The sequence below is a fragment of the Ruminococcus sp. YRD2003 genome, from assembly GCA_900109435.1.
GTDB classification, from domain to species: Bacteria; Bacillota; Clostridia; order Oscillospirales; family Ruminococcaceae; genus Ruminococcus; species Ruminococcus flavefaciens_G.
Map to the genome: position 1 here is coordinate 88,061 of FNZT01000004.1, position 25,945 is coordinate 114,005.

Genomic DNA, 25,945 nt, shown 5'->3' on the forward strand with positions numbered 1-25,945 from the left:
GGCATATGGATAATAGAATTGAGGCAAAGAAGAGGATAAAAGAACTCTTGCGCACTGATTTGGGTTACATCTACAAAGAAACCAATGTGGGTAGGCATAAAATACATCTTACCTTTAAAATGGACAGCAGAACCCATGAATTGCAGATGACATTCGATTTTGCAGAGAAGTATTGTGATATCCTAACATTTATAAGTCCTCGGGTGCTTACCGATGAGTATTACGATGAAACGCTCTATACGATTAATATCATCAATACATATGTTAAGGCTTTCGGAAGATTTTATGTGGATGACTATAATGATATAGCCTATAGCCTTAGACTTCCGTACTCTATGGTTGAGGAAAGACCTGCTGAAACTATATGGGAAATACAGGGGGCGGTTAAATACTACGAGGATGTTTTCTACATTCTCTTGGATGTTGCTCAAGGTAAAAAGAGCTTTGAAGACTGCAAAGAGTATATTGAGAAAATGTGGAAGTGGTAAAGCAAGTAAATGCAGGATTGACCTGTCACAGTAATCAGTGAATCAAAATGAAAAAAGTGAGAAAATAAAAATGTTTGATTATTGTATATAACAAGCACCTATCGTTTCGGTAGGTGCTTTTCTCATGATTAAAACGGGAGTTAGAGAGCATGGCAAATATAGTACAAGGAATTACCATCTTCAATTAGATGGAATATCTACCTGATGAATGATTTTTCTGCGGTTTTTAAACAACTTTGACCGATTAGCTTCGCAAAAGCGGTTGTTAGGTACTCTCCTGAAGAGCAACAAGCTGATCTAACATATTGTCAATAATTGTCTTTGCTGAATTACTCATAATGATAACCTTCCTTTTTTAGTTTTCTGAATTCTGCACATTTTGCGCATTTTCTTCAAAATGTGCAAAATGTGGAAAGGACAGTTTCCTTCAATTATAAAAATACGGATTGATAATGATATCTGTTATAGTCTTATTATTCGTTCCTTCGGAAGTTGCAAATAGGTATATTGCTTATCTGAGTTTGCAGTTCTGCAATTTCCTCGGCGGTTACATCTTCTTTCTTTTCAATAGAGAGAAGCTTATTCTCCAGTCAATTATATTGTAACAGGAGATGTAAAGCGTAATGATAAAGGATAGCAATGAAATCGAAAAGAATAACAATATTAATGAAAGTAGTATTGTCCCTATTTCAGAACAAAAAGTACATATTCTCGTCACAGATGCCGATACTCATGGAACTGAACTTGCGAAAATGAGCGACTTTATGGGAGAATATGCTAAACTCCAGGTTTCGTCATTAAACAACAGTTCTTTGACAAGCGTTATGGTTGATATTCCAATTGCTAATATAGGTATAATTAATGAAGTAGTTCAGCATGCTCGAATTGTTGCAAAAGGAGATATAAGCCTAATACCGGATTTTGAACACCTTCCATCCGATATAAGGGAAAAACTCAAAAAAGGCATTTATTCTATTGGCGAATCTAAGCAAGTTGATGGGAATATGCGAGCAGTGATCTTAAACGAGAATGGAACTCGAGTTAAAGACATAACACTCAAAAAAGTATTTAATAATCCAGGAACGCTTGAAACAACAAGAAGTATATCTAATCAGCTTCAAATGAAACAAATCAACGATAAGCTTGCTGCTATACAAGAAATTCAAAGCTATCAGCTTGACAAGGATAGAGATCATGCTATTTTTACTCCTTTTCTAAATACACGTGACAGTATTCTTCTTGCACAAAATGCAGATACACAAGAAAAACGAAATATGTATCTCGAAAAAGCCGCTGAACAATTGAGAGAAGCTAAAAATGGAATAAAAACTGAGATGAATACAGCAGTAACTCATCTTGCAAAGTATTCAAAAAGGCCCCTGTTTCACAGACAATCTACAATAAATACACTTACAAGGCATATTGCTGATGATCTTCAGTTTTCTACTAAAATATGTGGTATAACGATGCAGGTTTATGAATACCTTGGTCAGTCACAGAATGCCAAATTAGAAATGGAACAATATCAAGCTTTCATGACAGATTTTATATCAAATGAAATAGGAAATACAGGATATACAGCAATTGAGTTGTTGCATGACAATTTTCGATACAACAAGGATAATGTCGATTGTTGGTATGATTTCTCAATTGAACTAAAAACAAAGCTTTCAGATATTAAGCAATTGGAAACCCGAGAAACCTATATTGTAACATTGGAGGATTCGGAAGATGAAAGATAACAATATAAAGAAATGTAAAAAATGCGGTGCAACATTAGTAGGTAAAAAAGCACATAAACTCGGACTATGTTCACACTGTGCCAGAGATCTTGGACAAAAAGGGGCAGGAGGATTGGCATTTGGAGCTATAATTCTTATTGTTGGAGGAAAAGTCATCAAAACAATTTTAAAAAGAATATGACATATTCCTACAATACAAAAACGCAGATAGGTAAATGCACAATGAAAAAATCAATAAACACTTGGAAAGGATAGTAGAACTAAAAGCTGCTGTTATCGAATAATAAGTAAGAATACTTGACATTGGAGATTGAGTGTGCTAATATTATCTATAGGGTGCATAATACACTTGTTGCCGCAAAAATGCACCCTATAAAATTGGAGGTATAATATGTCAGATATTGATAAAGTGCAAGAACTGCTGCACCAGAAAGCAGACATACAAGCTCGTCTGCGATTAATTCCTTATGATGGTACTCCAGAAGTCAAGAAACAGGGCGATAAACAGTATTTATATGTCAGAAAGCGCGTAGGCGGTCATAATACATCAACGTATGTAGATATATATTCTGACACGCTGCATCAATTATTGTTGAGGAATTCGCGTGAAAGACGTGAGTTGGAGAAACTACTACGACAGGTAAACCGTGATTTATTGGCTCTCGGTTATACAGACGAGGAACTTGATCCAAGAGTACAGCAAAATTTGGATTTTGCTCGTGCGAATATGAAAAGCAATATATATGACCAAGCTGTATTGGAAGGTGTTGCTACATCATTTCCGCAGACTGAGGAAATCATCGATAACGGTATAGTTACTGGTATGAGCGCAGATGATGTGCAGAAGATATTAAACCTTAAACACGCATGGGAATTTATTTTAGATAAAGATGTTATACGCAGTAAAAGCGATTATTATCTGCTTTGTCATATTGCGAAATTGATAAATGAGGGATTTTTTACTAATGGAGGACGTATACGCGGAGTTCCAGTGACTATAGGAGGTTGCTCATATATTCCGCCACTTCCAATTGAGATGGATGTTAAAACTAAAATCGACGAAATTGTAGGAGCAACGCAAGAAACAGCTATTGATACAGCTATAAGACTATGCTTGTACTGTATGAAAACGCAGATTTTCTTGGACGGAAATAAAAGAACTTCTGTTATTTTTGCGAATCATTACCTTATTTCTCAGGGGCAGGGATTCCTTGTTATACCAGAAAAAGCGGTACCGACCTTTAAGAAACTGCTCGTTGAATACTATGAAAGTGATGACATAGTTGAAATATCGGCATTTATGAAGCTGAAATGCTGGAAGAACTTTGAATAGTATTGACAAACCATATTTGTGTTATCAGAAGTGCAGTTTTTTCCTCCAGGCTCACGCTTCCATTCAAGTAGCTTGTTAAATATTTTGCATTTTAATACCTTCTTGCCTTGCATTTTATAAATAACTATTACCACGAAATCGAATAATTATTAAGTGCTGATACATTCTATCCCACTATTCATTTAAGATATTCGTCATCGCAACTTGAAATCATTTATCCCAATCGAATTAAATAATAACAGGAGTACGCCAAAATGATTTGGTCTTTCGCTGGTCTTTATCTGGTCTTCAAAGTTACAAAATCGCAGGAAACGGAAGATAAAGAAAAGCGAAGTTAAAACATTGAAAGTGCTGTAAAACAGGCATTTCTGCAAACAATAGAATAAATTACAAATGCCGATACACGTTACTCAAAGAGATAATCATATCCCTATCGGGACTATACGAAAAATCGCCTCGCAGGGCTATCCTGCGAGGTTTTTTGTTTTATGCGCTATTGCTCGGAACGCTGAAAATGTATGGCAGAGCTGTGACCTGCTTAGCTGCTGTCAGCCCGCTCTACGGAGCGTGGATTGACTTTTCTGCGGCGGTGCTTTACAATAAGATCAGAATTATTTGCGAGGTGTTGGTCATGGATCAGATGAAAACAGGTGCGCTTATCCGCGAGCTGAGAACTGCTGCGGGCCTTACTCAGAAGCAGCTCGCCGAGAGGCTGAATGTCAGCGACAAGGCTGTCTCAAAGTGGGAGTGCGGCTGCGGCTGCCCAGATGTGTCACTCCTGACAGTGCTCGCCGATATCCTCGGTACGGACGTTCAGGTCCTTCTTTCGGGCTCTGTCACTAAAAATGAAAGCGAGAAGGGTAATATGAAAAAACTGAGATTTTACGTTTGCAGAGAGTGCGGGAACATTATCACCGCAACTTCCGACACTGCTGTGACTTGCTGCGGCTCGCGGCTGACTGCGCTTGAGCCCCGCAGAGCCGTGGGGGCGGACGTCCTGAAAGTGGAGGACCTGGACGGCGAATGGCTCGTTACCTCCGACCACGTTATGCAAAAGGAGCACTTTATCTCCTTTGTCGCGTTTGTGACGGACAGCTCCGTTACTGTCTGCAAGCAGTACCCCGAATGGGACTTGCAGCTCATACTGCCGCGCTCCCGCGCATGGAGGCTCGTGTGGTTCTGCACTCGGCATGGTCTGTTTTATCAGGATGTCCGCCCTGCAAGGGTGCGCCCTTGATGCTCCTCCAAAAGAGCTTTAATACGAAGTTTGCCCCTATGGGGTGCTCTCATGATGCTGAAAGAGTTTTCAGCGAGAGTACCCCATAGGGGCTAAAATTTGCATTAATGTTTCAGGGGAGCTTGAGGCGGCAATGCCTGACACTCTACCTTATGATTATCGCAAAATCAGGCGGAATTGTCGGCTTGGGATTGCCCTCGTCGTCGTAATCTCCGTGGTGGAAGCCGCTTATCTTCGGCGGTGCCGTCGATGCTGATGTGAGGTCCTCCTCGGTATCGCTTGTCCCCTCCGCCGATGTATCATCTGTCGGCGTCTCCTCGTCGGTCACTGCTTCGGTTGAGGTGTCCTCTATGGGCTCGCCGTTCTCGTCGGTGTTCTCGGGGAGTGTTTCCGTTTCGGGCGGAGCAGTGGTTATCGGACGGCCGAAAAGGTCGTATTCGATATCTTCGGGTTCGGTTTTCGATTCGACAGGTCTGCCGAACAGGTCGAGCTCCTGTGCGGCGGTCTCGGTCTGAGCACCTGTCCTTATCTCTATGCCGTGAGTTTGCTCCTGAGCGGCTGCGTTCGACGATGTGCTTTTGCTCTTCTTCTGCGCTATCGCGTCGTCTGCACAGCTTTTGCCTGCCATCAGCACGCAGAGGCCTGCTATGATAGCGGCTGCTATCGCTATTATCCTGCTGCGTTCCATTTTTATCCTCCCTTTTTTTATCCGTATGGCTCAATGCGGGCTCGTACGGCTGTATTCAGCCTTTCAGAGCTGCTTTGTCGCGCTCTTCGACTGCGAGACGGTCACAGCGTTCGTTCTCGGGGTGCCCCGCGTGGCCCTTGACCCAGTTGAATGTGACCTCGTGCCGCTCCAGCAGGGGGAGCAGACGCTCCCACAGGTCGACGTTCAGCGCGGGCTTCTTGTCGGACTTTATCCAGCCTTTTTTCTTCCAGCCGTATACCCAGCCCTTCGTTACGCTGTCGACGACGTACTTGCTGTCTGTGGTCAATATCACCCTGCACGGTTCTTTCAGCGCCGATAGTCCCTCTATCACGCCGAGCAGCTCCATGCGGTTGTTCGTGGTCATAGCCTCGCCGCCCGAGAGCTCCTTCTCTCTGCCTGCGAACCGCAGTATCACGCCGTAGCCGCCCGGACCCGGGTTGCCGCTGCACGCGCCGTCCGAGAACATCTCTATCGTTTTTATGGCTAACGCCCCCTTGTCTGTGGTTATAACCATTATAGCAGGTCTGAGCGAAAAATGCAAGCGGTGCGGCGAAGCTCCTGTCTTCGAGAGCGAGCGGTATGGCGTGGGGAGCGAAGGGTCACTCCTTTACCTCCTCTATGGTGCAGTTTGGGTAGTAGTGGGCGAGTATCTCGCGCCATGTGCTGCCTGCGGATGCCATTGCATTAGCGCCGTACTGGCTCATGCCTACGCCGTGCCCGAAGCCGCGCGTCGTTATCACTGCCTGCTCGTCGTCGTAGGTCACGTCAAAATCCGCCGAGCGAAGTCCGAGTGCTGTGCGTATGTCGTTTCCCGTGACTGTACGGTCTCCCGCACGGGCGGTCAGGACAGTTCCCGAATCCGATATTTCGGCTACAGTCAGCCATTTTGTCATGTCCTCGCCGAGCTGTATGCCATCAAGTGCCGCTTCGAGCCTGTCGCGGAGCTCGTCCTTGTTTATGCGGACCGTTTCCTCGTATTTCGGGGCTTTCGTGTCAGAGAGGCTGTCAACGGGGACGAGGTAGTCCACGGGGGCTCCCCACGCGTTTTCGGCGCTCTCCGTCCTGCCCGACGACATCGAGTGGAATGCCGCGATTATCGGCTCGTCTGCGTAGGTTATCACGTAGGGCAGGACTTCGTCCGCTGCCGCGCTTATCCTGCGGTAGTATTCATCGTAGTTTTTGCCGAAATACTGCTGTATCTTCTCATTCGTGAAGTAGCCCTGATACTTCGAGGTGTCGTTGGAGAAGTCCGCTCCGCAGAGCTCCGCGCGGGGCTCCTCACGGGCAAGCGTGCGCTGACGCTCGGCGTAGGTGTGGGCGGCGACTGCCTGTGCTTTCAGAGCTTCCGTGCCGAAATTTGCGGGCATCTCCGCGCAGACTGCCCCTATCACGTACTCGCGCACGGGCACGATGAGAACTTTGCCTGTCGCGGCGTCGAGCACCTTGTAGGGCTCGGAGCTGAGCGGGGCTGCCTCCGATGCTTGGGCTTCGGGGAGAGGCGCTGTCTCGGCGGGAGCAGCGGCTCGTCCGTGCAGACAGGTCGGCAGGGCAGGTATGGCGGTTATCGCGAGGCTGAGGAAAATTGCGGAAAAAAGGTGCTTTTTCATGGTTTTTGTCTCCTTTTTGCGTTTTTTGAGCAGCGGTGTATCTCTGCGGGCGCTTTCAGGGGGGGCAAAGCAAATATTATTTGACATTGCCGCCTGAATAGTGTATAATTAATTATGAATATGTTTAGGAGAGTGATTCTTATGCCATCATTCCTTTCAGGCGCTAATATTACAGGTTTATGCAAGGAGCTTAAAGATAATTCCGCTATAGAGCCTAACCTCTATGAAAAATATCACGTCAAGCGCGGTCTGCGCAACAGCGACGGTACCGGCGTCGTTGCCGGCATCACCAATATATGCAACGTTCACGGCTATATAATGAACGAGGGCGAGCGTGAGCCTATACCCGGTCAGCTCATCTACCGCGGCTACAATATCAACGACCTCGTCGCAAATGTTGAGGCGGAGGACCGCTTCGGCTACGAGGAGACTACTTTCCTCCTCCTCTTCGGTCATCTGCCGAATCCCAAGGAGCTCCAGAATTTCTGCACCTACCTCTCGCTCAAGAGAGACCTGCCTACGGGCTTCGTTGAGGATATGATACTCAAGGCTCCGTCCAAGAATATCATGAACAAGCTCGCGCGCTCGGTGCTCGCACTGTATTCCTACGACGATGAGTGCGAGAACAAGGGCATCGAGAGCGAGATGAGGACTGCTATCAGCCTCATATCAAAGCTCCCTGTCATCATGGCGAACGCCTATCAGGTAAAGCGCCGTGTCTTCGACAACGCAAGCATGATAATGCACCCCATAAACTATGAGGAGAATACCGCTCAGTGTATCCTCTCGCTCCTGCGCCCCGACAGACAGTATTCCAAGATCGAGGCTCAGATGCTCGATACCCTGCTCATGCTACAGGCTGAGCACGGCGGCGGCAACAACTCGACCTTCACCTGCCGCGTACTCACCTCCTCGGGCACAGACCCCTATTCCGCGTACTCGTCGGCGATATGCTCGCTGAAGGGACCGCGTCACGGCGGTGCCAACATCAAGGTCATCAATATGCTCGACAACTTCAAAGCAAATATCAAGCACTGGGACAACGAGGGCGAGGTCGCGGACTATATGCGCCGCACCCTCCGCAAGGAGACAAACGACGGCTCGGGTCTCATCTACGGCATGGGACACGCCGTATATACCGTATCCGACCCGCGTGCCGTTATCCTCAAAAAGAAGGCTTTCGAGCTCGCCAAGGGCAAGGATATCGAGGCAGAGTTCAAGCTCCTCGAGACTATCGAGCGCCTCACTCCCGAGATATTCCTCGAGGTGAAGGGCTCGACCAAGACTATGTGCGCGAATGTGGATATGTACTCGGGACTCGTTTACCGTATGCTCGGCATTCCCGATGAGCTCTTCACGCCCCTCTTCGCTGTCGCGAGAATGGCGGGCTGGGCCGCTCACCGCATGGAGGAGATGCTCACGGGCAACAGGCTCATCCGCCCCGCTTACAAGGCTATCGCCAAGGAGCACGAGTACATAAAGCTCGAAGAGCGCGAATAAAGTGAAGCTCTCACGTATCATTCCGCGGACTGCGGCCGTTTCGGCGGCGGCAGTGCTGCTTACGGGCTGTACCTTCGGCACGAGCATCGACAACCTGCTCGCTCCGCCCAAGCAGAGCATCGAGCAGGAACAGATATACAGCGCCCTCACCGAGGCTGTGGGCTCGGGGATAAGGCTGAAATACCCCCGCTCGGGCAAGTACCTCTCGGCGTTCATTATCGAGGACATCGACAGCGACGGCACTAACGAGGCGGTCGTGTTCTACGAGAGGAACGGTCTCGGCGTGGACGAGCGGACGCTCCGCATAAATGTCCTCGACCAGGACGGCGGCAGATGGCGGTCGGTCTGCGATACCGCGGCGGCGGGCTCGGAGATAGAAAAAGTCATGATATCCCGCCTCGGAAGCAACGAGCGCGTGAACCTCGTCATCGGAAGCAGCCTCATCAACCGCTCCGAGAAAAATGTCACCATTTACAATTACGACAGCGAGACCGAAAGCATCGTGCCGACCTTCTCGGAGTCGTACTCTTTCATTGATATCACTGACCTCGACGGCGACGGCACCAACGACTTTTTGCTGCTGTCGGGCTCCGTCAACAGCTCCAAGGCGGCTGCGGAGGTCTATAAGCTCGACGATGCGGGCAAGTATCACCAGTACCTCTGCGAGCTCAGCAGCTCGTTCACCGAGTTCGACAGCCTCAGCTACGGCAGGCTGCCCGACGGAAGAACGGGGCTCTATATCGACGCCGTTTCGGGCTCGGGCTCGATTCAGACCGACGTCATCAGCATGGACGAGAACGGGCTGAAAAAGGTGTTCGGAGCCTCCGAGATATCGTATTCGACTGTCCGCCCTTCCGGGTGCAGTTCGTATGACATCGACGGCGACGGCGAGCTCGAGATACCCGTACAGTTCATCGCCGCGGGCTATGAGGATGTATCCGAGGGAGACCAGATAAAGCTCACCGACTGGATGAGCATAAACGCTCACGGCAGCCTCGAACGCAAGTATACGTCATATTACAGCATCGGTGAGGGATACGTTTTCGTGTTCCCGTATAAGTGGCGCGACAGGGTGACTGCCAAGCGCGATGCGATCAACGATGAGATAGTCTTCTGCGCCTATGAGAACGGTGCCGCGGGAAGGGAGCTTCTGCGCCTCTATTATGCCGGCGACCCCGTTTCACGCGAGGACAGACTGTCCGCGGGGTATATGCTCCTGCATACCAAGGGAGACCCTGCTTATCTCGCACTTATACCGCAGTCGGGCGACGACAGCGACGGGCTGTCCCTCACCGCGGGAGATGTGGCGATAGGATTCAGATATATGGAATGACCATGCACTTGCACGAAGGAGGATAGTTTATGGATAAACGACCCGTTGAAACAGATGTTCCTGCTAAAAAGAAAACATTTCTATTCATCGAAATAGCCATTATCCTTGTGCTGACTGCCGCTTTTGCAGTTCTGTTCATATTCACAGGCTTCGGTTTTTTACGATTGGGAGGTCTGATATTGACGCTCGGATTTCTCATTCTTTTTGCCGTGGTCGCAGACAAAAAAACAAGTATCGTACTGGGTACGATCGTAACGGCTGCTGCAATATGCTGCCTGGCATTTATGAGCCTTATACCGTGCGGAATAACATCTCATTCCCCGTGGAGATATAAGTATCAGAAGGCATACATCAATATTTACCGCAACGCCACAGAGTGCTTTCCCGATTCTCTCCCCGAAGAGCTGAACGATTATCATTTCTCCCACACGCCGTCGATGCTCCAGGGTGCAGGCGATACAACTCTCCTCTTCACCGCATCGCCCGACGTCATCAAGGCTTACGAGGAGAAATATGCTCCGAAGGCGATCAGTTCTGAGCCTCTGTCCGACGGCGAAAAGTATTACCTCATTCCGAACGGCGATTTCTGGGACGATACGGAAGCTACAGTCTACCTTCTGAGCAATACAGGAAACTTTAACCATCCGCATAACAGCAGGATGATAATCAGCAAAGACCACACTAAAATAGGATTCTACGCAATTGTCTGATAGGAAGTGATACTTATGAAAAGAATACTCATCTGTGAGGACGAGGATACCATACGCGAATTCGTCGTCATCAACCTCAAGCGCGCAGGCTATGACGTCGTTGACGTGAACTGCGGCGAGGCGGCTCTCAAGACATTTGAGGCTGAGCACGGCAACTTCGATATCGTCCTCCTCGACATCATGATGCCCGGCATCGACGGCTTTACCGTGTGCAAGAAGATACGCGAGAAGAGCTCGACTATCGGCATAATCATGCTCACCGCGAGAACTCAGGAAATGGATAAGGTCAGCGGTCTTATGATAGGCGCCGACGACTATATCACCAAGCCGTTCTCGCCTTCGGAGCTCACCGCGCGCGTGGACGCCATATACCGCCGCGTCTGCATGAGCTTCATCAAGAACGAGAAGCAGTCTGTCATTGAGAGCGGGCCGTTCGTGCTCAACCTCAAGAGCCGTACCGTGACTAAAAACGGCGCACCCATCGAGCTGACACAGGTGGAGTATCAGATACTTGAATACTTCATGAACAACAAGAATACCGCTCTCGACCGTACAAGCATCCTCAGCCACATCTGGGGCGACAGCTACTACGGCGACGATAAGATAGTTGACGTCAATATAAGACGTATCCGCATGAAGATAGAAGAGGAGCCCTCAAGCCCGAAGTATATCATCACTATCTGGGGATACGGTTATAAATGGAATGACGCGCAGTAATGGCTAAGAAAAGTATCACCAAGCGCTGGATATTCAATAACCTCGGCGTTATCGTGCTCGCTCTCGTCGTTATCGAGCTCGTCGTTATCTACGCGATACAGAGCTATTTCTATAACTCCGCAAAGCAGTACCTCGTATCGAAGCTCAATGCCGTTACAAGCGTGCTGAGCATTCACTCGCAGGACAGCTCCGCTAACTTCTCCGCGGAGATGAGAAATATGCTCGAGACTTTCAACGAAAAGGACAAGATAGAGCTCATGGCGGTCAACGCCAAGGGCAGAGTCGTGCTTACGTCTTCGGGTTTCTCGCCCGACGCCGACGCCGTCATGCCCGACTACGAGGAGGCTATGGAAAACGGCGAGGGCAGCTATACGGGCAGACTCGCAGGAGGCGAGAAGATACTCGCGGTATCTGCACCGATATCTTCCTTTAACAGCGAATACAGCGCTGTTCGTATGGTCACTTCGCTGACCGAGATAGACAATACCATCCGAGGGTATATCCTGCTCGTGACGGTCGTCTGCACCGTCATTATCCTCATTATCGTCATAACGGGTCTGTACTTCGCGGGCTCTATCGTCAAGCCGATACGACAGATAAGCGGTATCACCAGCAAGTTCGCTATGGGCGATTTCTCCGTGCGTATCGCAAACAACAGCGATGACGAGATAGGTGAGCTGTGTACTTCGATAAACCATATGGCTGACGAGCTGTCGTCCGCAGAGGCGATGAAGAATGAGTTCATTTCCTCGGTCTCACATGAGCTGCGAACGCCCCTCACCGCTATCAAGGGCTGGGCTGAGACCCTCATGGTCGACGGCGGCGAGAACCCCGATACCATGAAAAAGGGCGTCGGCGTCATAGTCACCGAGACCGAGAGGCTTTCGCAAATGGTAGAAGAGCTGCTCGACTTCTCGCGTATGCAGAACGGGCACTTTACTCTGAGAAATGCCAATATGGACATTCTCGCCGAGCTCGGGGACGCTGTCCTCATCTACAGCGATAAGGCAAGACGCGAACAGATTGAGATAATCTACGACGAGCCCGAAATGCTGCCATTCGTATACGGAGACAAGAACCGCATACGCCAGGTGTTCATCAATATCATCGACAACGCTGTGAAGTATTCCTCCCCTGGGGATACGGTCACAATAAGCGCCTGCGAGAAGGACGGCAGGGTCATCGTTTCCGTTGCCGATACGGGATGCGGTATCAAGGAGTCGGACCTCGCTAAAGTCAAGACTAAATTCTATAAGGCTAACCACACGCGGCGCGGCTCGGGTATCGGGCTCGCGGTCGCGGACGAGATAATCGCCATGCACGGCGGTACTATGGATATCGCCAGCGAGGGCGAGGGAAAGGGTACTACCGTAACTATCTCCCTCCCTGCAAAGGCAGGCAATAACTGATAACAGGAGTGCGGGGCTTCCCCGCTGTATACTATGAGTAAAAGCAATTCACAGGAAAAATTCAAGTCCAAGATAGGCGGTCAGGCACTCGTCGAGGGCATTATGATGCTCGGTCCGAATAAGGGCGCTATGGCGTGCCGTCTGCCAGACGGAAGCATCGACCTCGAAACATGGGACGAGAACAACGGCAAGAACGCTCCGTGGTACAAGAAAGTGCCGCTCGTCAGAGGCTGCTTCAGCTTCGTAAGCTCGCTCATCAAGGGCTACAAGTACACCATGAAGTCCGCCGAGAAGCAGATGGTCGACGAGGAGGACGGGGAGAAGCCCGAGGGCGCTCCCTCCGCAGAGGGCGGGACAGCTCCCGCGGATAAGAAGGAGGAGAAGTCGGGCGGTATCACCGACGTCATTATGACGCTCGGAGGCATTTTGGGCGTGGTGCTCGCAGTTGTGCTGTTTGTGGCTATGCCAAAGTTCCTCGTGGGGCTTATCCCCGATATCGAGCAGCACCATATCTTGCAGTCGGTGCTCGAGGGCATCGTCAAGATAGCGATATTCATCGCCTATATGGTCATCATCGGGCTGATGAAGGACATTAAGCGTCAGTATATGTACCACGGCGCTGAGCACAAGACTATCGCCTGCCATGAGGCGGAGCTGCCGCTCACCGTCGAGAATATCCGCAAGCAGACCCGCTTCCACAAGAGGTGCGGTACGAGCTTCATATTCATTGTGCTGCTCGTCGGCATTTTCGTGATGTGCTTCGTGCCTAAGGGACTGCTGTGGTGGCAGAGAACGCTTATCAGCTTCGGTGCGCTGCCGTTCGTGGTCGGCATTTCGTATGAGTTCATACGCCTTGCGGGTAATCACGACAACATCTTCACACGCATACTTTCCGCTCCAGGACTCGCTATGCAGCGCATTACCACGCGCGAGCCCGACGACGATATGATAGAAATTGCTGTCGCGGCTATGACGCCGTGCATTCCCGAGGATAAATCGGAGGACAAATGGTAAGCAGAAGCGAGCTTTTCAGAGAGTGTCAGGCGGCGCTCGAGGCGGCGGGGAATCCCGACGCGCGGTTCGATATGATGTGTATCTTTCAGGACTGCCTCGGAGACAGGAATCCCCTGTTTTCGCCGCTTGAAGCTGTTCCGACAGACGCTGAGGCTCTCATTCGCGCTATGACTGAGAGACGTATCAGCGGCGAGCCGTTGCAGTATATACTCGGCGAATGGGAGTTCTACGGGTATCCGTTCAAGGTCGGTGCGGGGGTGCTCATACCGCGCCCCGATACCGAAACTCTCGTCGATAACGTCATACAGCTCTGCCGCGGGAACGGTCTGACTGCTCCGAAGATAGCAGACCTCTGTGCGGGAAGCGGCTGTATAGCGGTCACGCTCAAAAAGGAACTGCCGCTCGCGGAGGTGAGCGCGGTCGAGCTCTCGCAGGAAGCTCTGCCCTATCTGCGGCAGAATGTCAGGCTAAATGAGGCGGACGTCGGCATTGTCGCGGGAGATGTGCTCGCGGAGAGTACCGCCGCGGCTCTGAGCGGGCTCGATATCGTTGTAAGCAACCCGCCCTACCTCACCGCGCAGGAGATGAACGACCTGCAAGCCGAGGTCAGACGCGAGCCTGAAATGGCTCTAGACGGAGGCGGAGACGGGCTCGGATTCTACCGCAGGCTGACTCCGCTGTGGAAAAGGTCACTGAAAAGCGGCGGATTCATCTGCTACGAATTCGGTATGGGTCAGCACGACAAAGTTGGAAATATTCTCGCCGAAAACGGCTTTGTAAATATTAAATTCACCCGCGACCTCGGAGGCATAATCCGCACGGTCACGGCGCAGAAATCGGAGGAAAACAATGGCTAAAAAGGAAATCGCAAAAAAAGCTGCCGTAGTCAAGGCGACTACAACGGAAGATAAGAAGACCGCTCTCGACGGCGCTATCAAGCAGATAGAAAAGAAGTACGGCGCGGGCGCTGTTATGCGCCTCGGGCAGACAAAGACTCTCAACGTCGATGCTATCCCTACGGGCTCGATGATGCTCGATATGGCACTCGGTATCGGCGGTGTGCCGCGCGGACGTATCGTCGAGATATACGGTCCCGAGAGCTCGGGTAAGACTACCGTTGCGCTGTCCGTCATCGCGCAGGCTCAGAAGGCAGGCGGTGAAGCGGCGTTCATCGACGTCGAGCACGCCCTCGACCCCGTGTACGCACAGGCTCTCGGCGTAAACATCGACAATCTCCTCGTTTCGCAGCCTGACAGCGGCGAGCAGGCTCTCGAAATTGCGGAGGCTCTTATCCGCTCGGGAGCTATCGACGTTATCGTCCTCGACTCCATCGCGGCTATGACTACCCGCGCTGAAATAGACGGCGATATGGGTGACCTTCACGTGGGTCAGCTCGCGAGACTTATGTCTCAGGCAATGAGAAAGCTCACCGCGGCTATCTCGAAGTCGAACTGCGTCGCTATCTTTATCAATCAGATACGTGAGAAAATTGGCGTTATGTACGGCAACCCCGAGACTACCCCTGGCGGTCGTGCGCTGAAGTTCTACTCCTCGGTCCGCATCGAGGTCAGAAAGGGCGAGGTCATCAAGGAGGGCAGCCAGATAATCGGCGCAAGAACACGCTGCAAGGTCGTTAAGAACAAGGTCGCTCCCCCCTTCAAGGAGGCGGAGTTCGATATGATGTACGGCACGGGTATCTCTCGCACGGGTGAGGTGCTCGACCTCGCGACCGAGCTCGATATCATCAAGAAGGGCGGCTCGTGGTTCAGCTACAACGACAACAAGCTCGGGCAGGGACGCGATAACGTAAAGGAGCTCCTCAAGAACGACCCCGACCTTATGAAGGAGATAGAGGAGAAGATACTCGCGCGCAAGGACGAGCTCTCGGCGGCGGCTGCGGCTAAGCCCGAGAAGAAGGCGGCTGCGAAGTCCGAGGACAAGGCGGAGGCTAATGCCGAGGACAACAGCGATATCCTCGCAAACATCGACGAGGACTTCGAGGAGTTCACTCCCGCTGAAGAGTAATGGAAATAACCTCGATAAGCCGATACAAGGGCTCGACGTTTGAGGTCGAGCTCGACGGCGAGCGGAAACTGTATCTCCATATCGACATAATCGCGGACAACGGGCTGAAAAAAGGTTCGCAGCTCGACAAGACCGAACTGCGGAAGATAATCTATGACTCGAATTTCCGCAGGGCGTATCAGTATGCGCTCTACTGCCTCGACTACCGCGACTACTCGGAGAGGGATATGCTTCGCAAGCTCATCGGGACTTATAAAAATGAGGACCTCTGCCGCGCTGTGGTCGGTAAGCTCGCGGGGGCGGGGGTCATAGACGATGCGCGCTATGCCGAAAAGCTCGCGCGGAGGCTCGTGGAAGGACGCAGATACGGCTTCCGACGGGCTAAAAAAGAACTGCTCCTGAAAGGCATCGGCGAGGATACAGCCGCGGAAGCCCTTGAGCAGTATGGGGATACTTTCGGGGATAACCTCGCGGAGCTGCTGCGGACTAAGCACTATCGGCTCCTTACCGACAGCAGCGACAGAAAAAATATCGAAAAAGTTAAAAGCGCTCTCGTGCGTTACGGCTACGGCTTCGATGAGATAAATGCAGCCGTGCGCGAATACTTCGAGGACGCTGAACAGGCGGAGGAATAGCAAAATGCCTATCAAAGTTGGAATGGTGTCTCTCGGGTGCTCGAAAAATCTCGTGGACTCGGAGAGAATGTTATACAAGCTCAGAAAGAACGGCTATGAGCTCGTCACCGAGGCGGGGCTCGCAGATGTGGCGGTGGTCAATACCTGCGGCTTCATTCAGCCTGCCAAGGAAGAAGCTATCGAGACTATCCTCGAGCTCGCACAGCTCAAAAAAGAGGGTACGATAAAGAAGATAATCGTTACGGGCTGCCTCGTCGAGCGCTATAAGGACGAGATAGCCGAGCAGTTCCCCGAGGCGGACGCTGTTATCGGTATCGGCGATACAAAGGATATCGTGGACGTACTCGAGAGCGTTATGAAGGACGAGCGCATTATCCGCTTCTCGCCTAAGCTCGATGCAGAGCTCACGGGCGACAGGATAATCTCAACACTGCCCTTCTTCTCGTACCTCAAGGTAGCGGAGGGCTGCTCGAACTGCTGCACATACTGCGCTATACCGCAGATACGCGGGAAGTTCCGCAGTGTGCCGATGGAGGATGTGCTCGCGGAGGCAAGGCGTCTCGCCGATAACGGCGTTACCGAGCTCACTGTCATCGCGCAGGATACCTCACGCTACGGTGAGGATATCTACGGCGAGCCTAAGCTGCCCGAGCTTTTGCGTGAACTTTGCAGGATAGACGGGCTCAAATGGATACGCACGCTCTACTGCTACCCCGAGCGCATAACAGATGAGCTCCTCGACACTATCGCGAGCGAGCCCAAGCTCGTGAAATACCTCGAGATACCGATACAGCACTGCGACGGCGATATTCTCAGCCGCATGAACCGCTGGGGCGACGAAAAACAGCTCGAGGCGCTGTTTGCTCATATCCGCGAAAAAATACCGAATGTGATACTGCGTACCACGCTCATTACGGGTTTCCCCGCCGAGAGCGAGGAGCAGTTCGGTAAGCTCGCCGAGTTCGTGCAGCGCGTGCGCTTCGACAGGCTCGGCTGCTTCGCGTATTCGCGCGAGGAGGGGACGAAGTCCTATGACTTCCCCGACCAGATAGAACCCGAGGTCGCCGCTCACCGCGCCGACATCATCATGGAGCAGCAAATGCTCATCAGTGCCGAGAACAACGAGAAAATGCTCGGCAAGACCTTTGAAGCCGTTGTTGAGGGCTTCGACCGCTTCGGCGAGTGCTTCTTCGGGCGCACGCAGAATGACGCTCCCGACATCGACGGAAAGGTGTTCTTTACGTCGGACAGGAAGCTTGCGGTCGGTGAATACGTCACCATTCGCATTACGGATACTCTTGACTACGACCTTATCGGAGAGGTGATATCAGAATGAATCTGCCAAATAAGCTCACGCTGCTGAGGGTGTTCCTGATACCCTTCTTCCTCGTGTGTATGTATGTGAAATTCCCGTTTCACTACCTCGCCGCCCTCGCTATTTTCAGCGCTGCGTCCATTACCGACGCCCTCGACGGCAAGATAGCAAGAAGCCGCAACCTCGTCACCAACTTCGGCAAGTTCCTCGACCCGCTCGCGGATAAGGTGCTCGTGCTCGCGGCACTCGCCGTGTTCGTTGAGATACCCGATATAAGGGTAGGGGCGGTTCCGCTCATCATCATCAGCGCGAGAGAGTTTATGGTCTCGGGACTCAGACTCCTTGCCGCTAACAGCGGTGTTGTAGTTGCCGCGGGACTGTGGGGCAAGCTCAAAACTGCCTTCACTATGGTCGCTATCATCACTGCCCTCGTGTGGCTCAGCGCCTGCTACGATTTCAGCTTCAACTTCCCGCAGGCGTTCTGCGATGTCGTGGATATCTGGCTCATTCCCGCCCTTATATGGATATCTACCGTGCTCACCGTCATCTCGGGCGCTATCTACCTCAAAGGCTACTGGAACCTCATCGACACCGATAAATAAAGGAGCAGGCTATGAAACACTGTGCCGGTCAGATAAAATATCTCGTCGCGATTAAGGAGCTTTCGGAGCTCGACGACTACGTTAAGTGCGTCGGTATCGCCCGTCATCTCGGCGTTTCCCGCGCGAGCGTCAGCAAAATGCTGCGCTGCCTCGCTAATTCGGGTCTTGTGTATGAGGACTTCTGCAACAGCGTCGTGCTCACTCCCGAGGGGGAGGCGACTGTTTCCGCGATATTCGCCAGCTTCGACGAGGTTTACACCTTCTTCCACAAGTTCCTGAAGCTCCCGCATGAACAGGCGCATGACCAAGCCCTGCTCTTCATCACAGACTTCCCGCAGGATACCTGTCAGCGCCTCAAGCATATCGTCAAGAGAACGATAAAGAAAAAGGCTGAATAACGCAGAAAAGCCGTACTCGTTGAGTACGGCTTTGTTGTTTTGGCGGGACGTCGAGGACTCCGTCCCCTACAATCTGTTGCGGTTACGTTTATAATTGTAGGGGCTGCCTTTGGCAGTCCGCATTATTATACGACGTCGAATTTCGTGCGGACGCCCAAAGGGCGCCCCTACACGGAGGATTTCTGTATGAGGCGTTCAATAACGCAAAAAGAGAGGACTCACGCGAGTCCTCTCTTTTTTATATTCAGTTCAACAATTAACCAAGGATTACCTCGACCTCGTGAACACCGCCCTCGCAAACGGGAACTATGCAGCCCTCGATAGCCTTGCCGTCGAGTGTCATGGACTTTACGCCCTTGCATATGTGGTTCGGGTTCTTGACTGTGATGTTGTATGTTGCGCCGCGGAACTTACGTACTGCTGTGAAGCCGTCCCACTCTGCGGGAATGGACGGGTCGATGCTGAGTCCGTCAAAATCGGGCTTTACACCGAGAATGTACTGGGAAATAGCTACCATGTTCCATGCAGCTGTACCTGTGAGCCATGAGTTCTTGCCCTGACCGAAGTTCTTGGCGTCCTTACCGCCTATCATCTGTCCGTATACATACGGCTCGGTCTTGTGGATATCGGAGGTCTCCTCAGTGAAAGCGGGAGCTATCTTGCTGTAGTACTCGAATGCCTTGTCGCCTCTGCCTACGTATGCCTCGGCACAGATTATCCATGCGTTGTTGTGAGTGAAGATACCTGCGTTCTCCTTGTAGCCGCCCGGATATGTGGATATCTCGCCGTACTGGATGTAGTACTTTGTGAATGCTGGGTTATTGAGAACGAGACCAAACTCGCAGTTGAGGTACTTGTCGATAGAGTTGAGAGTCTTGATGTCGGCTCCGACGTCCTTGCCTATCTCGGACATTACTGCGAAGCCCTGGGGCTCGATGAATATCTTGCCTTCCTCGCACTCGTGTGAGCCCATCTTCTCGCCGTTTGCGTCGTAAGCTCTGAGGAACCACTCGCCGTCGAATGCAGACTCCATAACGTTCTTCTTCATCTTGTCTATCTCAGCCTGTGCCTTTGCAGCCTCGTCGTCCTTGCCGAGATGCTTGAGGATGCCGACATAAGCGGGACCTGTGTAGGTGAAGAGTGTTGCAACGAATGCGGACTCGGCTATCTTGGAGTAGCCGCCCTCTGCTGCGAACTTGGGGTTCGTATATGTCTGGAAGCTCTCGCCGGGGGTGTCGGAGAAGCATGAGAGGTTGATACAGTCGTTCCAGTCAGCTCTCATTGCCAGCGGCAGACCGTGAGGTCCGAGGTTGTTTACGATGTGGTAGAAGGATACTGTGAGATGCTCGAGCATCGTGTGCTTGCCGTTCGGGTCGTCATCGAAGGGAACGTCTGCATCGAGAATGCCCCAGTCGCCCGATTCCTTGATGTAGGAAGCAACGGAGAGTATCATCCAGAGCGGGTCGTCCGAGAAGTCGCCGCCGATATCAGCGTTGCCCTTCTTGGTGAGAGGCTGGTACTGGTGGTAGCAGCCGCCGTCGGAGAGCTGAGTCGATGCGATGTCGATGAGTCTCTCTCTTGCACGCTCGGGTATCTGGTGAACAAAGCCGAGGATATCCTGGTTGGAGTCGCGGAAGCCCATGCCTCTGCCGATACCGCTCTCAAAGTAGGAAGCGGAACGTGAGAGGTTGAATGTTACCATACACTGGTACTGGTTCCAGATGTTTACCATTCTGTCGACCTTGTCGTTGGGAGTATGTACATTGAAGATAGAGAGGAGGCTGTCCCATGTGTTGCGGAGCTCTTCAAGACCTGCCGCTACCTTCTCGGGAGTGTTGTACTTCTCTATCATCGCATAAGCCTTCTCCTTGTTGAGCACCCATGTCTCTCTTGTGAGGAGGTTTGCGGGCTTTTCGGAGGCGAACTTCTTGTCCTGCGGGTTCTCGGCATATCCGAGGATGTAGATGAGTGTCTTGGACTCGCCTGGAGCAAGAGTTACCTTCTTGTAGTGCGAAGCTACGGGCGACCAGCCGTCTGCGAAGGAGTTGGAGGGCTTGTCTGCCTCAACTGTTGCGGGGTTGTTCCAGCCGTTGTAGATGCTTCCGAGGAAGGCGTCACGGTCTGTATCGTAGCCGTCGATAGTATCATTTACTGTATAGAACGCGTAGTGGTTGCGTCTGTCTCTGTACTCGGTAACGTGGTAGATAGTGGAGCCCTCTATCTCAACACGGCCTGTGGAGAAGTTTCTCTGGAAGTTCGTGCAGTCGTCCTGAGCGTCCCAGAGACACCATTCAGCTATTGAGAAAATCGAGAAGTTCTTGGTCTCGGCGCTGTCGTTGGTGAGGACTACCTGCTGCACCTCTCCGTCGTAGTTCTGGGGTACGAAGAATGTTACCTCAGCCTTGAGTCCGTTCTTTTTGCCCTTGATGATGGTATATCCCATACCGTGGCGGCACTCATACTCGTCAAGCTCAGTCTTGACAGGTGACCAGCCTGGGTTCCATACGGTGCCATTGTCGTTTATGTAGAAGTAACGGCCGCCCATATCTATCGGAACGTTGTTATAGCGGTAACGTGTGATACGGCGGAGGCGAGCGTCCTTATAGAAGCAGTAGCCGCCTGCTGTGTTTGAGATGAGTGAGAAGAAGCCCTGGTTTCCGAGGTAGTTTATCCACGGATAGGGTGTCTTAGGGGAATTGATAACATATTCCTTGTTGACGTCGTCAAAAAATCCGAACTTCATAAATTTTTCTCCTTTGTTTTACTATGCTTGTGCGGGAATATACTCCGCGATATTACTATTATAACAGATTCGTTACATCATTACAATAGCTTTTCAAAAATTGCGGTGTACTTTTTTTTATAACAAATTTGTGCATTTTTACCTATGAAAGGAAATCTCAGCGCTTTGAACCACCGAGGGACGGGCGGGCGTTCTTCAAATATTGCGGGGGGGTTTTTCGGGCAGTTTCGCGGCACAGCTGAAAAAGGCGAATTGTTCCCGCGCGGCTTGCTATTATCCGAATAATATGCTATAATGTGTTTATATATTATTTGAGGTGCCATAATGAAAAAATATCGAAGCCTTTTCCTTTTTACAATTATAACTTCTGTCATACTGCTCGGGGCGACTGTCGTTTTGCTCTATTTTTCGGCTAAACGTCAGCAGAATGACCGCTATATCACCATCGACCCCGATACGATCCGGCTCGTACAGCTTGAGGCTCCGAAGGAGGGCGACCCTATCGCTGTTGTCGAAACTACCCTCGGAGAGGTGCGCTTCGTCCTCTATCCCGACCGCTCGCCGAATGCCGTCAGGAACTTCACCGAGCTCGCCGAGAGCGGCTGGTACGACGATACCTTTGTATTCGATTCACGCGAGGGCATATACGCCTCCGTGGGCTGTAAGCAGAAAAACGGCGATATATCAGGCGAGGCGGACAGTTCACGCGAGAGGACCGAGCGCGAGCTCAGCCAGGACCTCTGGACTTTCCGCGGCGCTGTCTGCATGGTCAATACCGCTAAGGACAGCTCGTTCAAAAATAAGCTCATGGGCGGCGGTAAATTCTATAACGGCTCGTGCTTTATGTTCATCGACGAGGTCGAGCTCGACGACGAGGCTAAGCAGGAGCTCCTCGACGCCTCCGACAATAAGGAGCTCGGACAGGCTTTCCTCGACCTCGGCGGCGTGCCGAACCTCTCTCAGCAGGTGACTGTCATCGGACAGGTGTATGAGGGGCTCGATGTCATCGACAAGCTGACCTCCCTCGAGACCGAAAATAACGGGAAATATATGATACCCAAGGACGATATCAGGATCCTTTCTGTCAAAATTGATACCTATTCCGCCGAAAACAGCGCCGATATCAAGTGATTATCAAGCATTTGATGCTCGGTTTTATCAAAGGTTTGACCGAAATTGCCAAAAAATTCCGTCAAAGTATTTACAAATCCAAAATTATGTTGTATAATGAATGGGTTGAGATGTAAACTATCTATGTCTGTACATTAATGTAACTACAGTGAAATTGACTGTTTGTGATCGATATAAGGAGTGGAACAATGAATAAAAAGAAGCTTTTGGCTCTCGCACTCTGCGGTATTATGGCGTCTTCCGCCTTCGCAGGCTGCGGCAAGGATGTCGAGATAAGTGAAGGCAGCTCGGTCGAGGCAACTACTCAGGCTGCTGCTCCCGCAGAGGTCGACATCATGAACTTCACAGCTCCCGAAAAGGGCGATACTATCATTGAAATGAATATCAGGGACTACGGCACCGTAAAAATACGCCTCTTCCCCGAGTACGCCGACAAAGCCTGCGAGAACTTCGTTGAGCTCGCTAAGAAGGGCTATTACGACGGCCTCACTTTCCACCGCGTTATCAGGGACTTTATGATACAGGGCGGCGACCCGACAGGTACGGGCGGCGGCGGAGAGTCCGTTTGGGGCGGCGAGTTCGACGGCGGTACAGACCCGCACCTCGCTCACGTATCGGGCGCTCTTGCATACGCTAATTCGGGCGGCACTGAGACGGACGGCAGTCAGTTCTACATCGTGACAGGTACTCAGGATATAACCGACGACCTCTTTGCCTCCTATGAGGGCTACGGCTACAGTTTCTCCAACAAGCAGAAGGAGATATTCAAGCAGGCGGGCGGCGCTCCGTTCCTCGACGGTAATTATACCGTGTTCGGTCAGGTCATCGACGGTCTCGATGTGGTGTTCAGAGCACAGTATGTCGCTACAAACGCCAACGACAAGCCCCTTAACGATCTCGTTATAGATTCGGTTAAGGTCACCGAGTATAACGGCGAGGAGATAAAGTGGTATCTCAAGGATTACAACTACGACGACCCGACTAAGGCTGACGTCGTGAACTATACTGCTCCCGCTGAGGGAGAGACTATTGTCAAGATGAAGATAAAGGACTACGGCGAAGTAAAGTTCAAGCTCTTCCCCGAGTATGTCCCCGAGGCTGTCGAGAACTTCGTTACCCACGCTAAGGACGGATATTACGATGGTCTGACCTTCCACCGCATCATCGACGAGTTCATGATACAGGGCGGTGACCCGCTCGGTACAGGTACGGGCGGCGAGTCCATCTGGGGCGAGAAGTTCGACGGCGGCAAATACTTCAACCTTATCCATGCGGCAGGCGCTCTCGCTTACGCTAATTCGGGCGGCACCGATTCCGACGGAAGTCAGTTCTATATCGTTACAGGTTCGGTATTCGACGAGGATGAGCTCGCAGGTGCGGCTCAGTGTACCGACTCTGCAAAGAAGGTGTACACCACTTACGGCGGAGCACCGTGGCTCGACGGTAATTATACCGTGTTCGGTCAGGTGTTCGACGGACTTGACGTCGTATTCAAGATACAGAAGGCCGAGACAGGCGACAATGACAAGCCTGTCAAGGATGTCATCATCGAATCTGTGACCGTCGAGGAGTACGACGGTTCTCCGCTTCGCTGGTATCCCTCCGATTATGAGGGCATCGGCGACAGCACCGAGGCTGAGGAGACCTCCGAGGAGGAGACCGAGGCTGAGACGACCGAGGAGGCTTCCGAAGAGGAGACCACCGAGAGAACCGTATGATCTGTGCCGAGTGCATATGAAAACAAAAGAAAGAGGTCGGGGAGACAGATAGAAGCCCGACAAATAAGGAGAGAATTCATTTGGATAAGTTTGTGATAAAGGGCGGCAGACGCCTTGAAGGTGAAGTCACCATAAGCGGTGCCAAGAACGCCGCTGTGGCTATTCTTCCCGCTGTTATACTTTCCGACGAGCCTTGCGTTATCGAGAATGTTCCCTCGATAAGCGATGTCAATATCTGCTTACAGATACTCGAGGAGATGGGCGCGGGCGTCGAGGCTGTCGGCGCCAACGCTTACCGCATTGACCCCACTACCATAAACAAGGTATGCGTGCCCTATGAGTACGCGAGAAAGATGCGCGCTTCCTACTACTTCCTCGGTGCTCTGCTCGGCAGGTACAATAAGGCTCGCGTGTCCATGCCGGGAGGATGTCCCCTCGGTGACCGTCCCATAGACCAGCACCTCAAGGCGTTTTCGGCTCTCGGGGCTGAGTATTCGCTCAGTCAGGGCATGATAGACCTCAGAGCAGACAAGCTCAGGGGCGCTCAGATATTCTTCGATGTCGTTACTGTCGGAGCTACGATGAATGCTATGCTTGCGGCTGTAAAGGCTGAGGGTCTTACCATTATCGAGAATGCCGCCAAGGAGCCTCATATCGTCGACCTCGCAAACTTCCTAAACTCCATGGGCGCCAACATCATGGGCGCAGGTACCGACGTCATCAAGGTAAGAGGCGTTGAGCACCTCCACGGCACTACCTATTCCGTTATCCCCGACCAGATAGAGGCGGGTACATTTATGGTGGCTATCGCCGCTACAAAGGGCGATGCTATCGTCAAGAACGTTATCCCCAAGCACCTCGAGTCCATAACCAAGAAGCTCGAGAAGATAGGCGTGAACATAGAACAATTCGATGACAGCATCCACGTATGGGTGGACGGTCCGCTCGTAAAGGCGAACATCAAGACCGCTCCGCATCCAGGTTTCCCGACGGATATGCAGTCGCAGATAGCTACTCTGCTCACTCTCGCTGAGGGCACGAGCATCATCACCGAGAATATCTGGGAGCAGCGCTTCCGCTACGTTGACGAGCTCAGACGTATGGGCGCGGATATAACCGTAAACGGCAAGGTCGCTCTCATTGAGGGTACAGGCAAGCTCATGGGCGCTCCCGTGAAGGCGTGCGACCTCAGAGCAGGCGCGGCGCTCATCATCGCGGGTCTCGCGGCGAGCGGCGTAACCGAGATAGAGGATATCTTCCACATCGAGCGCGGCTACGACTGCATGGAGGGCAAGCTCCGTGCAATGGGTGCGGACATTGAAAAGGTCAGTGTCCCCGACAAGCCGAATGCGAAGACGGAGAATACAAAGGCTGCTGTTTAAGCGGTAAAGACCTCGGCCATTGACCGGGGTCTTTTTATTTTTCAATGTTTATCCGGGAATGCGGCGGCGCCTTGTAAAAAAATTGCCGAAATTGCGGCTCAGCTATTGCAAAAGTTTCTGAAATGTAGTATAATTATTAAGATATTATAATCGGGTAATATGGCATATTTTGCCGCCCCGACAAAAAAAGGAGGAAC

24 protein-coding genes are annotated in these 25,945 nt (G+C 51.4%); 20 read left to right on the forward strand and 4 right to left on the reverse strand.

What is annotated here, in order from left to right:
* Positions 1 to 5: 5 nt before the first annotated feature.
* From BMX22_RS03305 to BMX22_RS03325, 5 genes are all read left to right on the forward strand, one after another.
* Entirely contained in the window at positions 6 to 488 is a 483-nt protein-coding gene (locus BMX22_RS03305) for a hypothetical protein (RefSeq protein WP_074740637.1), read from the forward strand.
* Between the two features lie 623 nt (positions 489 to 1,111).
* Positions 1,112 to 2,230, forward strand: coding sequence for a hypothetical protein (locus tag BMX22_RS03310; RefSeq protein WP_081349046.1), 1,119 nt, complete (start codon positions 1,112 to 1,114; stop codon positions 2,228 to 2,230).
* Positions 2,220 to 2,411 (forward strand): hypothetical protein, encoded by a 192-nt coding sequence (locus BMX22_RS03315; protein ID WP_074740639.1) that lies wholly within the window; start codon positions 2,220 to 2,222, stop codon positions 2,409 to 2,411. Before BMX22_RS03310 ends, BMX22_RS03315 begins: the two co-directional genes overlap by 11 nt.
* Positions 2,412 to 2,621: 210 nt before the next feature.
* Positions 2,622 to 3,563, forward strand: coding sequence for a Fic family protein (locus tag BMX22_RS03320; RefSeq protein WP_074740641.1), 942 nt, complete (start codon positions 2,622 to 2,624; stop codon positions 3,561 to 3,563).
* Between the two features lie 514 nt (positions 3,564 to 4,077).
* Positions 4,078 to 4,800, forward strand: coding sequence for a helix-turn-helix domain-containing protein (locus BMX22_RS03325; protein ID WP_318259669.1), 723 nt, complete (start codon positions 4,078 to 4,080; stop codon positions 4,798 to 4,800).
* Positions 4,801 to 4,945: 145 nt separating this feature from the next.
* Here BMX22_RS03325 and BMX22_RS03330 read toward each other — a convergent pair whose 3' ends face one another.
* The 3 genes from BMX22_RS03330 to spoIID all read right to left on the reverse strand — a co-directional run bounded on the left by BMX22_RS03330 (position 4,946) and on the right by spoIID (position 7,116).
* Complete coding sequence (locus BMX22_RS03330) at positions 4,946 to 5,488, reverse strand: hypothetical protein (protein WP_074740642.1); 543 nt, start codon at positions 5,486 to 5,488, stop codon at positions 4,946 to 4,948.
* A gap of 55 nt (positions 5,489 to 5,543) precedes the next feature.
* Positions 5,544 to 6,023: a ribonuclease HI gene (gene rnhA / locus BMX22_RS03335; RefSeq protein WP_074740936.1), complete on the reverse strand. Its 480-nt coding sequence runs from the start codon at positions 6,021 to 6,023 to the stop codon at positions 5,544 to 5,546.
* Between the two features lie 85 nt (positions 6,024 to 6,108).
* Complete coding sequence (gene spoIID, locus BMX22_RS03340; RefSeq protein WP_074740644.1) at positions 6,109 to 7,116, reverse strand: stage II sporulation protein D; 1,008 nt, start codon at positions 7,114 to 7,116, stop codon at positions 6,109 to 6,111.
* A gap of 141 nt (positions 7,117 to 7,257) precedes the next feature.
* On the opposite strand from spoIID, the gene BMX22_RS03345 reads away from it, so the two are divergent.
* From BMX22_RS03345 to BMX22_RS03400, 12 genes are read left to right on the forward strand one after another with little or no spacing between them, the layout of a single operon-like run.
* Entirely contained in the window at positions 7,258 to 8,616 is a 1,359-nt protein-coding gene (locus BMX22_RS03345) for a citrate synthase (protein ID WP_074740646.1), read from the forward strand.
* A 1-nt stretch (position 8,617) separates the two neighbouring features.
* Positions 8,618 to 9,949: a hypothetical protein gene (locus BMX22_RS03350; protein ID WP_074740648.1), complete on the forward strand. Its 1,332-nt coding sequence runs from the start codon at positions 8,618 to 8,620 to the stop codon at positions 9,947 to 9,949.
* A gap of 29 nt (positions 9,950 to 9,978) precedes the next feature.
* Positions 9,979 to 10,659 (forward strand): hypothetical protein, encoded by a 681-nt coding sequence (locus tag BMX22_RS03355; protein ID WP_074740650.1) that lies wholly within the window; start codon positions 9,979 to 9,981, stop codon positions 10,657 to 10,659.
* A gap of 15 nt (positions 10,660 to 10,674) precedes the next feature.
* Positions 10,675 to 11,376 carry a response regulator transcription factor gene (locus tag BMX22_RS03360; protein WP_074740652.1) on the forward strand — a complete coding sequence of 234 codons (702 nt, stop codon included), beginning with the start codon at positions 10,675 to 10,677 and terminating at the stop codon, positions 11,374 to 11,376.
* Positions 11,376 to 12,785 (forward strand): sensor histidine kinase, encoded by a 1,410-nt coding sequence (locus BMX22_RS03365; protein ID WP_074740654.1) that lies wholly within the window; start codon positions 11,376 to 11,378, stop codon positions 12,783 to 12,785. The genes BMX22_RS03360 and BMX22_RS03365 overlap by 1 nt, the downstream gene beginning before the upstream one ends.
* A 33-nt stretch (positions 12,786 to 12,818) precedes the next feature.
* Positions 12,819 to 13,799 (forward strand): DUF1385 domain-containing protein, encoded by a 981-nt coding sequence (locus BMX22_RS03370; protein WP_074740656.1) that lies wholly within the window; start codon positions 12,819 to 12,821, stop codon positions 13,797 to 13,799.
* The gene (gene prmC / locus BMX22_RS03375) at positions 13,793 to 14,656 is read left to right on the forward strand and encodes a peptide chain release factor N(5)-glutamine methyltransferase (RefSeq protein ID WP_074740658.1); all 864 of its coding nucleotides are present in this window, start codon (positions 13,793 to 13,795) and stop codon (positions 14,654 to 14,656) included. The genes BMX22_RS03370 and prmC overlap by 7 nt, the downstream gene beginning before the upstream one ends.
* Complete coding sequence (recA, locus tag BMX22_RS03380; protein WP_074740660.1) at positions 14,649 to 15,824, forward strand: recombinase RecA; 1,176 nt, start codon at positions 14,649 to 14,651, stop codon at positions 15,822 to 15,824. Before prmC ends, recA begins: the two co-directional genes overlap by 8 nt.
* Positions 15,824 to 16,459, forward strand: coding sequence for a regulatory protein RecX (locus BMX22_RS03385; RefSeq protein WP_074740662.1), 636 nt, complete (start codon positions 15,824 to 15,826; stop codon positions 16,457 to 16,459). The genes recA and BMX22_RS03385 overlap by 1 nt, the downstream gene beginning before the upstream one ends.
* A gap of 4 nt (positions 16,460 to 16,463) precedes the next feature.
* Positions 16,464 to 17,795: a 30S ribosomal protein S12 methylthiotransferase RimO gene (gene rimO, locus BMX22_RS03390; RefSeq protein WP_074740664.1), complete on the forward strand. Its 1,332-nt coding sequence runs from the start codon at positions 16,464 to 16,466 to the stop codon at positions 17,793 to 17,795.
* A complete protein-coding gene (gene pgsA / locus BMX22_RS03395; protein ID WP_074740666.1) occupies positions 17,792 to 18,376 on the forward strand; it encodes a CDP-diacylglycerol--glycerol-3-phosphate 3-phosphatidyltransferase in 585 nt (194 codons plus the stop codon). The genes rimO and pgsA overlap by 4 nt, the downstream gene beginning before the upstream one ends.
* Before the next feature lie 11 nt (positions 18,377 to 18,387).
* Positions 18,388 to 18,774 carry a metal-dependent transcriptional regulator gene (locus tag BMX22_RS03400; RefSeq protein WP_074740668.1) on the forward strand — a complete coding sequence of 129 codons (387 nt, stop codon included), beginning with the start codon at positions 18,388 to 18,390 and terminating at the stop codon, positions 18,772 to 18,774.
* A gap of 256 nt (positions 18,775 to 19,030) precedes the next feature.
* Here BMX22_RS03400 and BMX22_RS03405 read toward each other — a convergent pair whose 3' ends face one another.
* Positions 19,031 to 21,517 (reverse strand): GH36-type glycosyl hydrolase domain-containing protein, encoded by a 2,487-nt coding sequence (locus BMX22_RS03405; RefSeq protein ID WP_074740670.1) that lies wholly within the window; start codon positions 21,515 to 21,517, stop codon positions 19,031 to 19,033.
* Positions 21,518 to 21,841: 324 nt separating this feature from the next.
* Between BMX22_RS03405 and BMX22_RS03410 the strand changes: the two genes are divergently transcribed.
* From BMX22_RS03410 to BMX22_RS03420, 3 genes are all read left to right on the forward strand, one after another.
* A complete protein-coding gene (locus tag BMX22_RS03410; RefSeq protein ID WP_074740672.1) occupies positions 21,842 to 22,648 on the forward strand; it encodes a peptidylprolyl isomerase in 807 nt (268 codons plus the stop codon).
* A 188-nt stretch (positions 22,649 to 22,836) separates the two neighbouring features.
* Positions 22,837 to 24,366 (forward strand): peptidylprolyl isomerase, encoded by a 1,530-nt coding sequence (locus BMX22_RS16765; protein ID WP_074740674.1) that lies wholly within the window; start codon positions 22,837 to 22,839, stop codon positions 24,364 to 24,366.
* Between the two features lie 80 nt (positions 24,367 to 24,446).
* Positions 24,447 to 25,748: a UDP-N-acetylglucosamine 1-carboxyvinyltransferase gene (locus tag BMX22_RS03420; RefSeq protein WP_074740676.1), complete on the forward strand. Its 1,302-nt coding sequence runs from the start codon at positions 24,447 to 24,449 to the stop codon at positions 25,746 to 25,748.
* Positions 25,749 to 25,945 lie beyond the last annotated feature (197 nt).